The organism is Rhizorhabdus wittichii, assembly GCF_017607425.1.
GTDB classification, from domain to species: domain Bacteria; phylum Pseudomonadota; class Alphaproteobacteria; order Sphingomonadales; family Sphingomonadaceae; genus Rhizorhabdus; species Rhizorhabdus wittichii.
The window spans coordinates 2,093,913-2,107,631 of the sequence record NZ_CP059319.1 but is presented as its reverse complement, the minus strand read 5'-3'; the positions used below and the strand labels follow the sequence as shown (position 1 = coordinate 2,107,631).

At 67.8% G+C, this 13,719-nt stretch carries 10 protein-coding genes; 8 read left to right on the top strand and 2 right to left on the bottom strand.

Annotated elements, in window-relative coordinates:
• Positions 1–39 precede the first annotated feature (39 nt).
• Positions 40–954 (bottom strand): helix-turn-helix domain-containing protein, encoded by a 915-nt coding sequence (locus HRJ34_RS10005; RefSeq protein ID WP_148218826.1) that lies wholly within the window; start codon positions 952–954, stop codon positions 40–42.
• Positions 955–1,244: 290 nt separating this feature from the next.
• Here HRJ34_RS10005 and HRJ34_RS10000 point away from each other — a divergent pair, with 290 nt between their 5' ends.
• The 3 genes from HRJ34_RS10000 (at position 1,245) to HRJ34_RS09990 (ending at position 7,113) form a co-directional block, all read left to right on the top strand.
• Positions 1,245–3,512 carry a TonB-dependent receptor gene (locus tag HRJ34_RS10000; RefSeq protein WP_208633983.1) on the top strand — a complete coding sequence of 756 codons (2,268 nt, stop codon included), beginning with the start codon at positions 1,245–1,247 and terminating at the stop codon, positions 3,510–3,512.
• Positions 3,513–3,567: 55 nt separating this feature from the next.
• On the top strand, positions 3,568–4,689 hold the full coding sequence (locus HRJ34_RS09995; RefSeq protein ID WP_012050527.1) for a class II histone deacetylase: 1,122 nt from the start codon (positions 3,568–3,570) through the stop codon (positions 4,687–4,689).
• 195 nt (positions 4,690–4,884) lie between these two features.
• Positions 4,885–7,113 carry a TonB-dependent receptor gene (locus HRJ34_RS09990; RefSeq protein ID WP_226949126.1) on the top strand — a complete coding sequence of 743 codons (2,229 nt, stop codon included), beginning with the start codon at positions 4,885–4,887 and terminating at the stop codon, positions 7,111–7,113.
• A gap of 99 nt (positions 7,114–7,212) precedes the next feature.
• On the opposite strand, the gene HRJ34_RS09985 is transcribed toward HRJ34_RS09990, so the two are convergent.
• A complete protein-coding gene (locus tag HRJ34_RS09985) occupies positions 7,213–8,019 on the bottom strand; it encodes an SDR family NAD(P)-dependent oxidoreductase (protein WP_012050529.1) in 807 nt (268 codons plus the stop codon).
• A gap of 156 nt (positions 8,020–8,175) precedes the next feature.
• On the opposite strand from HRJ34_RS09985, the gene HRJ34_RS09980 reads away from it, so the two are divergent.
• Genes HRJ34_RS09980 through HRJ34_RS09960 form a run of 5 tightly spaced genes read left to right on the top strand, consistent with a single transcriptional unit; the run spans position 8,176 to position 13,600 of the window.
• A complete protein-coding gene (locus tag HRJ34_RS09980) occupies positions 8,176–9,315 on the top strand; it encodes an MFS transporter (protein ID WP_208633982.1) in 1,140 nt (379 codons plus the stop codon).
• Positions 9,312–10,643 carry an amino acid permease gene (locus HRJ34_RS09975; RefSeq protein ID WP_012050531.1) on the top strand — a complete coding sequence of 444 codons (1,332 nt, stop codon included), beginning with the start codon at positions 9,312–9,314 and terminating at the stop codon, positions 10,641–10,643. The genes HRJ34_RS09980 and HRJ34_RS09975 overlap by 4 nt, the downstream gene beginning before the upstream one ends.
• A complete protein-coding gene (locus HRJ34_RS09970) occupies positions 10,633–11,916 on the top strand; it encodes an aspartate aminotransferase family protein (RefSeq protein ID WP_012050532.1) in 1,284 nt (427 codons plus the stop codon). Before HRJ34_RS09975 ends, HRJ34_RS09970 begins: the two co-directional genes overlap by 11 nt.
• Positions 11,917–11,927: 11 nt before the next feature.
• Complete coding sequence (locus HRJ34_RS09965) at positions 11,928–12,971, top strand: phosphotransferase enzyme family protein (RefSeq protein ID WP_012050533.1); 1,044 nt, start codon at positions 11,928–11,930, stop codon at positions 12,969–12,971.
• A complete protein-coding gene (locus HRJ34_RS09960; protein WP_012050534.1) occupies positions 12,968–13,600 on the top strand; it encodes a TetR family transcriptional regulator in 633 nt (210 codons plus the stop codon). The genes HRJ34_RS09965 and HRJ34_RS09960 overlap by 4 nt, the downstream gene beginning before the upstream one ends.
• Positions 13,601–13,719 lie beyond the last annotated feature (119 nt).

The following is a 13,719-nucleotide window of genomic DNA, read 5'->3' as shown; positions in this document are numbered from 1 at the left end:
TCGCCGGACAGGCCTTTCTCCCGGTCGTGGAGCAGGGCTCTATCGCGCCAGCGATCCGGGGAGGACGCCGAAGCGGCGCTTGAACAGGCGGGTGAAGTGGCTGCTGTCGTTGAAGCCGGCGGCGAAGGCGACCTGGCTGACCGTGCGGAAGCGGGGATCGCCGGCGACCAGCCATTTGCGCGCCTCGTCGAGCCGCACGTCGGCGAGCCACTGGCGCGGGGTCGCGCCGACCTCCCCGAACAGGCGGTAGAGGCTGCGGCGCGACAGGGCGAAGCGGCGCGCCAGCGTCTCGATGCTCATGTCGGGATCGGCCGCATTCTCGACCACCCAGGAGCGCATCTTGCCGATCTCCGCCTCGGCGCGGGAGCGGCGATGCGAGTCGCTGTCCGGGCGGTTCTCGATCAGCCGGTCGAGCAGCGACATCGTCACCGACAGCGTCAGCATCGAATCGCGCGCGTCCATCTCCTCCTCCGCGTCGGCGTCGACGATGCTGGCGAGCATCGCGGAGAGCATGTTGCCGATGCCCTTGCGGCCCTGGAGGCGTCGGCCGAACAGCCGGTCGCTGTCGGGGCGGAGCTGCGACACGGTCGAGCGCGGCATGGCGAGCACGACCGAGCGGTTGCGGCCGAAGGCGTCGATCGTCGACGGCGCGTGCGAATCCATCAGCACCATGTCGCCCGCGCTCAGCACGTTCTGCCGGTCATAATGGTCGACATGGATGTCGCCGGCGAGCGGCATCAGGATGAAGGCGCAGTCCTCCCACCGGTCGCGCAGGGCGGGGCGCTTGCTGCGGACGGCGTTCGCGTGGACCAGATAGCCCTCGAACGGCCCGCGCGACACCGGCGTCAGCATGCCCGCCGAACGGATCGCGGACGAGGTCGGCTCGGTATCGTAGACGCCATAGGCCGCGCGCAGCGAACTGGCGAAGTGGTTCGCGTCCGACGATGCTGGCATTGACCCCATCCTCGCTCCCTTTCCTTGACGGGCGAAGGCTCCGGCGCTGGCCGCCATGATGAAGGGATTCATGGAAGTTTCAAGTAACTTCGACGGTCCGGACCCACCGCCGGAGCAGGTTGGCACGGCCAGACGATCAAATGGCACGGGCAGGCGGGACGGCTTTCGGCCCCGATGTTATCCGCCGAGGATCGAACGAAAAGCCGACCGGCCCGAGAGCCGACGGCAGCGCGATCCGGAGGAACGCGCCGGCGAGCCGGCGTCCTGTCGAAACAGCAAAGGGGCAATCGATGAAAAAGCTTCACAGGGTCATATTGTGCGCCGGCGCGGCGGGCTGGGCCTCGATCGCGGCCACCCAGGGCGCCTTTGCCCAGGCCGCACCGGTCGACGACAGCGGCGAGATCGTCGTCACCGCGCAGAAGCGCGCCCAGTCGGTCCAGGACGTCGGCATCTCGCTGACCGCGATCGGCGCCGACGAGCTGCGCCGCAACCAGATGACCGACGTCAACCAGCTCGCCAACCAGATCCCCAACGTGCTCGCGACGACCAGCTCGAACCTGCCCGCCTTCACGGTGCGCGGCATCGGCCTGAACGAGTTCGCGTCGAACTTCGACTCGCCGGTCGCGGTCCATATCGACGAGGTCTACAAGTCGAAGCCCTACATGCTGTCGATGCCCTTCTACGACATCCAGCGGGTCGAGGCGCTGAAGGGGCCGCAGGGCACGCTGTTCGGCCGCAACACCACCGGCGGATCGGTCAACTATTACACGCAGGAGCCGCAGTTCACCCCGAGCGGCGGCTTCAACGCCAGCGTCGACAATTACGGCCGGGTGCGCGCCGACGGCTTCTTCAACCAGCCGCTCAGCGACACGGTCGCCGCCCGCGCCTCCTATTATGTCGCGCAAGGCTGGGGCGGCCCCTATCGCAACCTGCTGACCGGCAAGGACTTCGGCAAGCCGAACCAGCTCGCCGGCCGCCTCCAGCTCAAATGGGCGGGCGAGGGCACGACCGCGCGGCTGATGGTCTACGGCTTCAAGGACAAGAGCCAGCTCACCCCCTATAAGAGCCCGGGCCTGTTCAACCCGGACGGCAGCTATTGCGCCGCCGTCTTCACCGGCGCGATCCAGAAGGACCGGGGCGCCTGCCTGAAGTTCGGCCCGTTCGTGCCGGGGCCCGACCCGCGCGGCCTGCGCGAGACGCAGAGCATCCGCAACATGAACGCCGACGCGCCGTGGAAGGCCGACAATTCGGCATTCGGCGGCTATCTGCGGCTGGAGCAGGAGGCGGGCGCCTTCCAGCTCACCTCGATCACCGCGTTCGACTATTTCGAGCGCGACCAGGTCGATGACGGCGACAACACGCCCTATGTCGCGGTCAACCAGAACCTCTACAGCCGGATCAAGCAATTCTCGCAGGAGCTGCGCGCGACGGCGAAGTTCGACCGGCTCAACGTCCTGATCGGCGGCTTCTTCGAGCATGACTCGATCGACGAGGCGACCAACGCCAATACGAGCGAGAATCCGTTGACCGGCCTGCCGCCCTTCGCGCCGCGCCTCGCCGACGACTACAAGCAGAAGGTCCGCTCGCTCGCGATCTTCACCAACAACGAATATGCGGTGACCGACCAGCTCTCGCTGATCGTCGGCCTGCGCTACACCAACGACCGCACCTCGCTCGACGGCAGCACCTATCTGGGCGCGAACGACCCGAGCGGCCGGCGCCACCTGATCACCCCGGTGATCCCGGTCGATGCGCTCGTCGCGCACCGCACCGACGGCACCACCTCCTTCCGGGGCGGCGTCAACTGGAAGGCGTCGCGCGACCAGCTCTTCTACGCCTCGATCTCGCGCGGCTTCCGCAGCGGCGGCTACAGCGTGCCGTTCGGCGGCGTGATCACGACCTTCGACCCGGAACGGCTGACCGCCTATGAGATCGGGTCGAAGTCGCGGCTGCTCGATCGCACGCTCGACCTGAACCTCGCGGCCTTCTTCTACGATTACAAGGACATCCAGACCAACGTCGACGATCCGCTGTCGCCGCTGGTGCCGATCACCCGCAACATCGGCGGCTCGCGCACCTATGGCGCCGAGGCGGAGCTGACCTGGCGGCCCGATCCGAGCTGGACGGTGCGGCTGGGCGGCAGCTATCTCGACGCCAAGTTCCGCAACACCACGGCGGTCATCACCACCTATGCGGGGCCGGTGCCGCTCGACGGCAAGCGTCCGGTCAACACGCCGAAATGGACCGCGCAGGGCCTGATCCAGAAGAGCGTGCCGCTGAGCGACGACCTCGACCTGATAGGCAGCACCGACTTCAAATATACCGCCAAGCGCTATCTGGAGGCGACCAACCAGCTGTTCGACAGGGCGCCCGCCTATTGGGTGCAGAACGCGCGGCTGGCCGTCGCCAGCAAGTCGGGCGGCTGGGAGATCGCGGCCTGGGGCAAGAACATCTTCAACAAGGATTACCTGACCTACCTGAACAACATCAGCTTCTTCCGCATCGAGATCTATGGCGAGCCGGTTTCCTACGGCCTTTCCGCCTCGATCAAGTTCTGACAACAAGGGGCCGGGGCGCGGCGACGTGGTCCGGCCCGGACATGGCGGTATTCACATGACGACCGGTTTCTACACCGACGAACGCTGCTTCTGGCATTCGGTCGGGATGCAGGCGCTGTTCCTGCCCGTGGGCGGCTGGGTCCAGCCTCCTTCGGGCGCGGCCGGCGCGGACACGCCCGATTCCAAGCGACGGCTGCTCTCGCTGGTGCAGGCGAGCGGGCTGATCGATCATCTGGCGGTGGCGAGCGCCGATCCCGTCAGCCGGGAGGACATGCTCCGCGTCCACACGGTCGACTATATCGACCGCTTCAAGGCGACCAGCGACGCGGGCGGCGGCGATCTCGGCGGCTTCGCGCCGTTCAGCCAGGGCGGCTACGAGATCGCGGCGCTGTCGGCGGGGCTGGCGAAGCGGGCGGTCGACGACGTGCTGTCGGGCCGGCATCGCAACGCCTATGCGCTGTGCCGCCCGGCCGGCCATCACTGCCTGCCCGACGGGTCGATGGGCTTCTGCCTGCTGTGCAACATCCCGATCGCGATCGAGGCGGCGCGCGCCCGCCACGGCGCGCTGCGCGTCGCGGTGGTCGACTGGGACGTCCATCACGGCAACGGCACCCAGGCGGTCTATTACGGCCGCGACGACACGCTCACCATCTCGCTCCACCAGGAGAATTGCTTCCCGCCCGGCTATAGTGGCGAGGAGGATCGCGGCGAGGGCAGGGGCGCCGGCTGCAACCTCAACATCCCCTTGCCGCCGGGCGCGGGCGACGAGGCCTATCGCCACGCGCTGCGGGCGCTGGTGATCCCGGCGATCGAGCGCTTCCGTCCCGACCTGATCGTCGTCGCCAGCGGCCTCGACGCCGGCGCCGCCGATCCGCTCGCCCGGATGCTCGTGCACAGCGAGACCTTCCGCGCGATGACCGGCGAGCTGATGGCGCTCGCCGACCGGCTGTGCGGCGGCAAGCTGGTCGTCGTCCATGAGGGGGGCTATTCGGAGGCGGTGGTGCCGTTCCTCGGCCTCGCCATCATCGAGACGCTCAGCGGCCATCGCACCGACGTGGTCGACCCCACGCTCGACATCTTCGTGCCGCAGCAGCCGGGGGCGAAGTCGCTCGCCTTCCAGCGGCAGGTGATCGACGAGATGGTCGAGGCCTGGACAGCGTCGCAGGCCGGGATCTGAGGGCAGGCGGTCAAGCCATTGAACTCAAAGAAGTTCGAATTCGGTTGTTGGAATGTATAGACATTAGGAGTGTGGCCGAAAGGTCGCAGCCCGATAGGAACTGCCTATTTGATTGAATATTCAATTGACTTGTCCAACGCCCCTGCGGACAAGACCGGATATAGTTCGACATATGTCTGGGAGAAAAAGGGTATGATGCAATCGCAGCTTCGCAGCCTGTCGCAGGCCAGCGGGAAGGCCCTGGCCGCCGCGCTGATGCTGACGGGCGTCCATGGCGCGGCGCTGGCGCAGGACGGCGGCGCGACCGCCGAGGCGGAGGCCCCGGCCTATGGCGACATCGTCGTCACCGCGCAGAAGCGCGAGCAGAATATCCAGAAGGTCGGCGTCGCGATCAGCGCGCTCGGCAAGCAGGGCCTGGCCGATCTCGGCCGGCAGGACATCTCCGCGCTGGCGACCAAGCTGCCGAGCGTGCAGGTGCTGGCCTACAGCCCGACCCTGACCGTCTTCAACATCCGCGGCGTGTCGCAGAACGACTTCGCCGACTCGCAGGAGGCGCCGATCGCCTTCTATAACGACGAGGTCTATGTCAGCGCGCTCGGCGCGATCAGCGGCCAGATGTTCGACCTCGAGCGCGTCGAGATGCTGCGCGGGCCGCAGGGCACGCTGTTCGGGCGCAACGCCACCGGCGGCCTGATCCAGGTCGTGTCGGCCAAGCCGACCCGCGACCTGACCGGCTTCGGCACCGTCACCGTCGGCAGCTACGGCCAGGTCGCGACCGAAGGCGCGATCAGCGGCCCGCTGAGCGACACGCTGCGCGCCCGCCTGTCCTTCTCCACCAACCATCATGGCGGCTACATCGACAACAGCATCGGCAAGGACCTCGGCAATTCGAAGTTCTACGGCGGCCGCTTCCAGCTTGCCGGCGACGTCGGCGAGGGCGGCGAGTTTACGCTGAAGCTGCAGGGCCTGCGCAACGACAAGGAGCGGACCGGCGGCCTCTATTCGCACCGCACCGCGATCGCCAATGCCGACGGCCTGGGCGAATATGTCGGCCGGAACGACAATCCGTTCGGCACCTGCGCCGGCTGCGACATGTTCGGCTATGTCCAGGCGGGCAACGACCCGTTCAAGGTCGCTTTCAACGGCCCGAACAATTTCAGCCGCAGCTACTGGAGCGCGTCGCTGCGCTATGTGCAGGACCTGGGCGGCGTCACGCTGACCTCGATCAGCGACTATCAGTATCTCCGGAAGCGCTACGGCGAGGACGCGGACATGTCGCCCGCCAGCACCTTCGCCTATTCGACCAGCCAGAACCTCGACCAATATTCGCAGGAACTGCGGCTGTCGAACAGCAGCGACCGCGCCACCTGGGTGGTCGGCGGTTATGCGATCAAGATCGTCAGCAAGAACGGCTACAACACCGATCTGACCGGCAGCCTGGGCCTCAGCGAGATCTATGGCGGCACGCTCAAGACGACCTCGTTCGCCGGCTTCGGCCAGCTCGAATACAACCTGACCGACCAGGTCGCCCTGATCGGCGGCCTGCGCTATTCGGCCGACCGCAAGACGATCGACTTCACCCATGCCGAGAACGGCGTGACCGACTTCACCTTCGACCGGGCCAGCGTCGGCAAGCTCGCGCGGCAGAAGTTCAACGACTGGTCGGGCAAGGCCGGCATCAACTTCAAGCCGAACGAGGACACGCTGATCTATGCCAGCGTCAATCGCGGCATCAAGGGCGGCGGCTTCGGCACCCCGGCGTTCAACCCCGGCGACCTGACCACCATCCCGTTCAAGGAAGAGGTGCTGACCGACTATGAGGGCGGCGTGAAGCTGACCCTGTTCGATCGCACGACCCACCTGAACCTGTCGGCCTTCTATTACGACTATAAGGACTATCAGGCGTTCGAGCTGGTCGACCTGGCGCTCGCGGTCCGCAACAAGGACGCGACGATCAAGGGCGTCGAGGCCGAGTTCAACACCCGTCCGGTCGACGGCCTCTACCTCCAGACCTTCGCCACCTATCTCGACAGCAAGGTGAAGGGCGTGATCCTGCCGGGCGGCCGCGTCGCCAATACCCGCATGCCGCAGGCGCCGAAGTGGAGCATCGGCTGGCTGGTCCGCTACGAGCTCGATGCGGGCCCCGGCCGGCTCGCGCTCCAGACCGACTGGAAATATGACAGCGCGCAATATCTCTCGACCTTCAACGCGCCGGTCGATCGCCAGCCGGGCCGGGTCGTCGGCAATGCCCGCGTCACCTATGGCTTCGGCGACGGCAAGTGGGAGGTTGCGGGCTTCGTCAACAACCTGACCGACAAGAAGTACCGGCTCTACAATCTCGACCTGTCGGGCCCGTTCGGCTTCACCCAGCAGGCCTATGCCCGGCCGCGCTGGTTCGGCGCGAGCGTCACCCGCAGCCTGTAAGGAAAAGGCTCGGCCGCGTGGTTGATGCGGCCGGGCCATTCATTTTACGCCACCCCCGTGTAGGTTGGGGTAACGAAGGTTTTTGGGCGGGGCGGCCGCTTACGCCGCCCCCTCGGTGATCTTGTCGAAGAAGGTCATCCCGACATTGGCGACCAGCGAGCCGCCGTCGACCGCGAGCACCGCGCCGTTGACGAAGGAGGCGGCAGGGGAGAGCAGCCAGGCGATCGCCTCGGCGGCCTCGTCCGAGCTGCCGGCGCGGCGCTGCGGCACGAACTCGCTGACCTTGGCATAGGCGCCCTCGAGGTCGTCGGCGATCTGCATCGTCTCCATCTCCTCGTCGCCCATCTCGGTGCGGATCCAGCCCGGCGCGACGATATTGGCGCGCAGCCCGTCGCGGGCATGCTCATAGGCCAGCGCCTGCGTCATCAGCTGGAGGCCGGCCTTGGACGCCGAATAGGCGGCGAGGCCCGGGCCGGTCTGCACCCCGCCGACCGAGGTGATCGAGACGACCGCGCCCTTGCGCGCCAGCAGGTGCGGAAGCGCCGCCTGGGTCAGCACGAAGGGGCCGGTCAGGTTGATGCCGATCTGCTGGTTCCAGGCGTCGAGGCTCATTTCCCCGAACGGCGCGTTGATCAGGATGCCGGCGTTGAGCACCAGGCCGTCGAGCCGGCCGAAATGCGCGACCACGTCGGCGACCAGCTTGCGCGCGGCCTCCGGATCGCCGACGTCGCTGACGAAGGGGACCGCGCCCGTCTCCGCCGCGACCGCGTCGAGCGGTGCCTTGCGGCGGCCGCATATCGCCACCCGCCACTCGCGCGACAGCCGCCGGGCCGCCGCGGCGCCGATACCGCTGCCGCCGCCCGTGACGATGACGACCGGCTTTTCCCCATTCTGATCCTGACTCATTCGAACACCCTTTGCCGTGGTTGAATTGAAACGCAGTCCATTTTTGGAGCAGTAGATTCGCGGTTAAGCCTGTCTTATACGCTCTTCCTAGATAAATTATTGGACTGTGGTCCAGATAGAAAATAGAAATCCACGCGAATCGATAAGGGGGACGGAATGAAGTGGGCTTTTGTCGGTCCGCTGATCGGCGGCACCTTTCTGGCCATGTATCCGATGATGACGACGCCGATCCTGATCGGCGGCGCCGTCGACAGCGCGCATCTGTCGGCCGAGCAGGCGGGATGGATCGGAACGCTGTCGATCGGCGCGGTCGCGGCGGCGTCGATGCTGATGCCGTCGCTGCTGCGGCGCTTCCCCGGCCGCCTGCCGCTCTTCCTGTTCGCGGCGATGCTGGCGGCGGGCTATCTGGGCTTCTCCGTCTCGCGCAGCTTCGCCATGTTCGGCCTGTTCGCGCTGCTCGGCGGCACCGGATCGGGCGGGTTGCTGGCGGGCATGGCGATGCGGATCGCCAAGGCGCCGAGCCCCGATCAGGTCTATGGCGTCATCTACGCGGTCGCGACCGGCATCTATGCGGTGCTGCTGTCGCTGCTGCCGGTGGTCGGCGGCGCGTTCGGGGCATCGGCGATGTTCGTCGTGCTGGGGCTGGTGGCGCTGGCGACGATGCCGGCGCTGGCGCTGCTCGGCGACGACGTCGCGCCGGGCGACGAGCATCATGACGCGACCGCGCCCAAGCCGTGGGCGATGATTGCGATCGTCGTCCTGGTCATGACGGTGGCCTTCCCGCTCTATGGCGGCGTCTACGCCTTCTCCGAGCGGCGCGCGGTGGCGATCGGGCTCGAGCCGGCGGCGATCGGCGCGACGCTGGGCGCGACCACGCTGATGACGGTGATCGGCGCGCTGCTGGTCGCCTGGGTCGGCACCCGGCCGGGGCGCACCATCCCGACGCTGGCGACGATGGCGGTCGCGACCCTGGCCTATGGCCTCGTCCTCGGCGCGGCGGGCACGGTGCCGTTCATCGCCGGGATGCTCGCCTTCGGGTTGATGCAGATGGCGCTCAACTCCTATTTCTTCGGCCTCGCCTCGGTGCTCGACCGCGAGGGGCGGGTGGCGGCGGCGTTGCAGGGCTATTCGCTGGTGCCCTATGCGCTGGGCGCGGCGCTGTTCGGCACGCTCGGCAATGACGGCAATCTCGCGCGGCTCGCCTTGCCGTCGGTCGCGATCAACATCGTCGCGGCGCTGATCCTGGTGCCGATGCTGATCCGCCTCGACCGCACCGCCCAACGGAGGACCGCATGACCCTCGCCCGTTCCGCGATCGACTGGCGCCACGTCGCCGGCCTCGGCGTCGCGCTGGTGATCGCCGGCCAGTTCTCCGGCTGGAACTACGGCCTCGCCTCGGCCGGCTGGGCGAACATGATCGTCGCCACGCTGCTGATGGCGTCGCTCAGCTTCGGCCTCGCCCAATGCCTGGCCGAGCTGTCGGCGGCCCGGCCGCATGCCGGCGGGCTCTACATCTATTGCGAGGACGCCTTCGGGCCGTTCGCCGGCTATCTGGTCGGCTGCGCGGTGGTGGTGGCGCTGACGATCGGCACCGGCGCCGCGGCCGAGTTCATCTCGGCCTATGCGACCCATGTCTTCGGCTTCGGCGGCTGGCCGCTCAAGATCGGCATCTTCGTCATCATCCTGCTCCTGCACCTGCGCGGGGTGGGGGAGGCGATGCGGCTGATGGTCGGCGCCGGCCTGCTGGCGCTGGCGGCGATCCTGCTGTTCGGGGTGACGATGCTGCCGCATTTCGACCCGGCCAACCTGACCCTGCCGGGCCAGCGGCTGCACGTCGATCCGCGCGGCGTCTTCTCCTGCATCCCCTTTGCGATCTGGCTGTTCATCGCGGTCGAGCAGACCGCCGCCGCCGCCGAGGAGGTCGCGGAACCCGCGCGCAACATGCCGCGCGGCATCATCGCGGCGGTGCTGACCCTGCTCGTCACGGCGATGGTCGTCCTCGTCCTGGGCGTCGGCGGGGGCGGCATCCAGCATATCGGCGGGGCGGACGATCCGCTCTATGCCGCGATGGCGAGCCCCGAGGTCGGCGGCACCGCCGGCTGGGCGACGGCGTTCGTCGGGCTGGGCGGTATCGTCGGCCTGCTCGGCACGCTGTTCTCGCTGATCTACTCGACCTCGCGGCAGATCTTCGCGCTGGCGCGCGACGGGCGGCTGCCGGCGATCCTCGGCCGCACCAACAAGCGCGGCGCGCCCGACCTGGCGCTGCTCCTCGTCGTCGCGGTCGGCGTCGGCATGTCGGCGATCTCGCCCGACAAGGTGCTGCTGATCGTCGTGCTGTCGCTGAGCCTGTCTTACGTCGTGCTGCTCGCCAGCTTCATCCGCCTGCGCCTCGTCCGGCCCGATCTGCCGCGCCCGTTCCGCGCCGCGGGCGGGATCGGCACGGCGCTGGTCTGCATGATCCTGTCGGGCGCGCTGTTCGCCGCCTGCTTCCAGGTCGACGCGACCGTGCTGGCCGCGCTCGGCCTGCTCTTCGCGGTGATCGTCCTCAGCTATCTGCGCCTGCCGGTCCGCCGCGCGCAGCCCTCCTCCCTCCTTCCCGAAGAAAGGTCCGTCGATGCTTCCTGACGAAGAACTGCTGGAACGGCGCCAGCGCGTGCTGGGGCGCAACGCGCCGCTGTTCTACGAGCGGCCGGTCCACCTGGTCAAAGGCAAGGGCGTCTGGGTGACCGACGCCGACGGACGCGACTATCTGGACGTCTACAACAACGTCCCCTGCGTCGGTCATTGCCACCCGCATGTCGTCGAGGCGATCGCCACCCAGGCGGGCATCCTCAACATCCACACGCGCTACCTCCACGAGACGGTGGTCCGCTATGCCGAGCGGCTGACGGCGACCTTCGACGCGTCGCTGAACAGCGCGGTGTTCACCTGCTCGGGCACCGAATCCAACGAGCTGGCGCTGCGCATGGCGCGCTTCCGCACCGGCGGCGAGGGCGTGATTGTCAGCGACTTCTGCTACCACGGCAATTCGAAGATGGTCGCCGAGCTGACGACCTGCTTCCCGGTGCCCGAACCCTTCCCGGCCTATGCCCGCAAGGTGCCGGTGCCCGATCCCTATCGCGACCGGCAGGGGATGAGCGACGAGCAACTCGCCGATCATTTCGCGGCCAAGGTGGCGGAGGCGGTCGCCTCGTTGCAGGCGGCGGGGATCAAGGTCGCGGCGCTGCTGATCGACACGCTGTTCGCCAATGAGGGCCTGCCCGAACTGGTGCCCGGCTACGCCGCCAAGGCGGTGGAGATCGTCCGCAAGGCGGGCGGGCTGTTCATCTGCGACGAGGTCCAGGCGGGCTTCGGCCGCACCGGCGACGCGATGTGGGGCCACCAGCTCAACGGCGTCATCCCCGACATCGTCACGCTGGGCAAGCCGATGGGCAACGGCCATCCGCTCGCCGGGGTAATCACCTCGTCCGACCTGGTCGACGAATTCGGCAAGGTGGCCAACTACTTCAACACCTTCGGCGGCAATCCGGTGTCGGCGGCCGCGGGCATGGCGGTGCTCGACGTGCTCGAAGGCGAGAAGCTGCTCGAAAATGCCCGGACGACGGGCGCCTATGTCCGCGCCGGGCTCGAACGGCTGAAGGACAAGCATGCGATCGTCGGCAATGTCCGCGGCAGCGGCCTCTTCTTCGGGCTCGACCTCGTCCATGACGATGCCGACCGCTCGCCCGCCACGGCGGAATGCAAGCGGCTGATCAACCTGATGCGCGATCGCGGCGTGCTGATCAGCCGGATCGGCCGCTACGACAACATCCTGAAGATGCGGCCGCCGATGGTGTTCGCGAAGGAGCATGCCGACATCCTGCTGTCGACGCTCGACGATGCGCTGCAGGCGCTGTGAGGGGAGTGACCGTGTCCGATTTCTACCGTTTGAGCGATGAGGAACAGGCCGTCCGCCTGACCGAGCTGGCGCGCGTCGCGTTGCAGCGTTGGCCGGGCGACTATAGCGCGGTCACGCTGATCAAATATCGCGAGAACGCGGTCTTCTCGGCGCTGGGCTCGGACGGCCGCAAGGTCGCGGTGCGCGTCCACCGTCATGCCTATCATAGCGACGATGCGCTGCGGTCCGAACTGCAATGGATGCAGGCGCTGGGCCGCGACGGGATCGAGGTGCCGCCGATCATCCCGACCAGCGACGGAGACATCTTCGCCATCGTCGCCGTGCCGGGGGTTCCCGAGCCGCGCCAGGTCGATGTGCTCGGCTGGATGGCGGGCGTGCCGGCGGGATCGTCCGAGGAGGGGCTGGAGGCCGATGAGGACGGCGCGGAGCGGCTGTTCTTCGGCGCGGGCGCGCTGGCCGCGCGGATGCACGACCAGGTCAAGGCGATGGCCCTTCCCGAGGGATTCACCCGCCATGCCTGGGACGATGACGGGCTGATCGGCGCGGACCCCTTCTGGGGGCGCTTCTGGGAACTGGAGCAGCTCACCGCCGAGCAGCACGACCTGCTCCAGCAGGCTCGCGCGAGCGCGCGCGACGACCTCGCCGCGTTCGGCAAGCATGCCGACAATTACGGCCTGATCCACGCCGATTTCGTGCCCGAGAACCTGCTGGTCGAGGACGGACGGCTGAAGCTGATCGACTTCGACGACGGCGGCTATGGCTGGCACATGTTCGACCTCGCGACCGCGCTCTACTTCAACCTCGACCACCCGGCCTACGATCGGATGGAGCGGGCACTGTTCGAGGGCTATCGCTCGGTCCGCGCGCTGCCCGACGCCGACGGCGCGCTGCTGCCGCTGTTCATGTTCCTGCGCAGCACCACCTATCTCGGCTGGGTGCAGACCCGGCCCGAGACGCAGACGGCGAAGGAGCTCGGGCCGATGCTGATCGAGCGCGCCTGCCTCGTCGCCCGGCGCTATCTCGACGATCGGGCGCAGGCCGGCGTGGCGGCATGACGGCGGAGGCGGGCCGGCCGGTCGCGATGCAGGCGCGCGGGCGCAAGCGGCGCGAGGCGCTGCTCGCCGCCGCCCGCGAACTGCTGGCGGAGCGCGAGAGCAGCCAGATCACGCTGGCCGACATCGCCGCGCGGGCCGAGGTCTCGAAGAGCTCCGCCTATCATTTCTACACCGACGCGATCGAGCTGTTCGTCGAACTGGTCTCGCTGCTCGACGGCGAGTTCCAGCAGGCGATCGCGCGCCCGGTGGCGCAGGTCGCCGACTGGGAAGAGCTGATGGGTATCGTGATCGATCGCGCCGCCGGCTATTTCGAGGACAATCCCGCCGCGCAGCAGCTCATGCTCTCGTCGCAGACCCCGCCCGCGATCAAGCGCTACAGCCGCCGGGCCGACGTCGACACCAGCCGGCTGATCGAAAGCCTGATCGATGCGCATTTCGTGCTGCCCGACCTTCCCGACCGCAGCCGCATCTTCTTCTACGCGATCGAGGCGGCCGACCTGATGTTCGGCCTGTCGCTGTTCGAGCGCGGCGCGCTGCTGCGCGAGATGGTCGACGAGGCGAAGCGGATGAGCTGCGCCTATCTGGGGCTCTACATCCCCCGTCACCTGCCGCGGCGGGAAAGCGCATAGAAGGGCCGCGGCCGATCGCGCCATCGAAACGCCGATGACCCGGCCCGCGTTCGCGGCTAAAGGCTTGGCCGATAATATGAACGGTCGAGGGTTTGATGGTCGTGGTGCTTTTCCGGGTG

Coding starts and splice junctions, on each gene's coding strand:
- HRJ34_RS10005 (WP_148218826.1), bottom strand. CDS start 954: ATGCCAGCATCGTCGGACGCGAACCACTTCGCCAGTTCGCTGCGCGCG.
- HRJ34_RS10000 (WP_208633983.1), top strand. CDS start 1,245: ATGAAAAAGCTTCACAGGGTCATATTGTGCGCCGGCGCGGCGGGCTGG.
- HRJ34_RS09995 (WP_012050527.1), top strand. CDS start 3,568: ATGACGACCGGTTTCTACACCGACGAACGCTGCTTCTGGCATTCGGTC.
- HRJ34_RS09990 (WP_226949126.1), top strand. CDS start 4,885: ATGCAATCGCAGCTTCGCAGCCTGTCGCAGGCCAGCGGGAAGGCCCTG.
- HRJ34_RS09985 (WP_012050529.1), bottom strand. CDS start 8,019: ATGAGTCAGGATCAGAATGGGGAAAAGCCGGTCGTCATCGTCACGGGC.
- HRJ34_RS09980 (WP_208633982.1), top strand. CDS start 8,176: ATGAAGTGGGCTTTTGTCGGTCCGCTGATCGGCGGCACCTTTCTGGCC.
- HRJ34_RS09975 (WP_012050531.1), top strand. CDS start 9,312: ATGACCCTCGCCCGTTCCGCGATCGACTGGCGCCACGTCGCCGGCCTC.
- HRJ34_RS09970 (WP_012050532.1), top strand. CDS start 10,633: ATGCTTCCTGACGAAGAACTGCTGGAACGGCGCCAGCGCGTGCTGGGG.
- HRJ34_RS09960 (WP_012050534.1), top strand. CDS start 12,968: ATGACGGCGGAGGCGGGCCGGCCGGTCGCGATGCAGGCGCGCGGGCGC.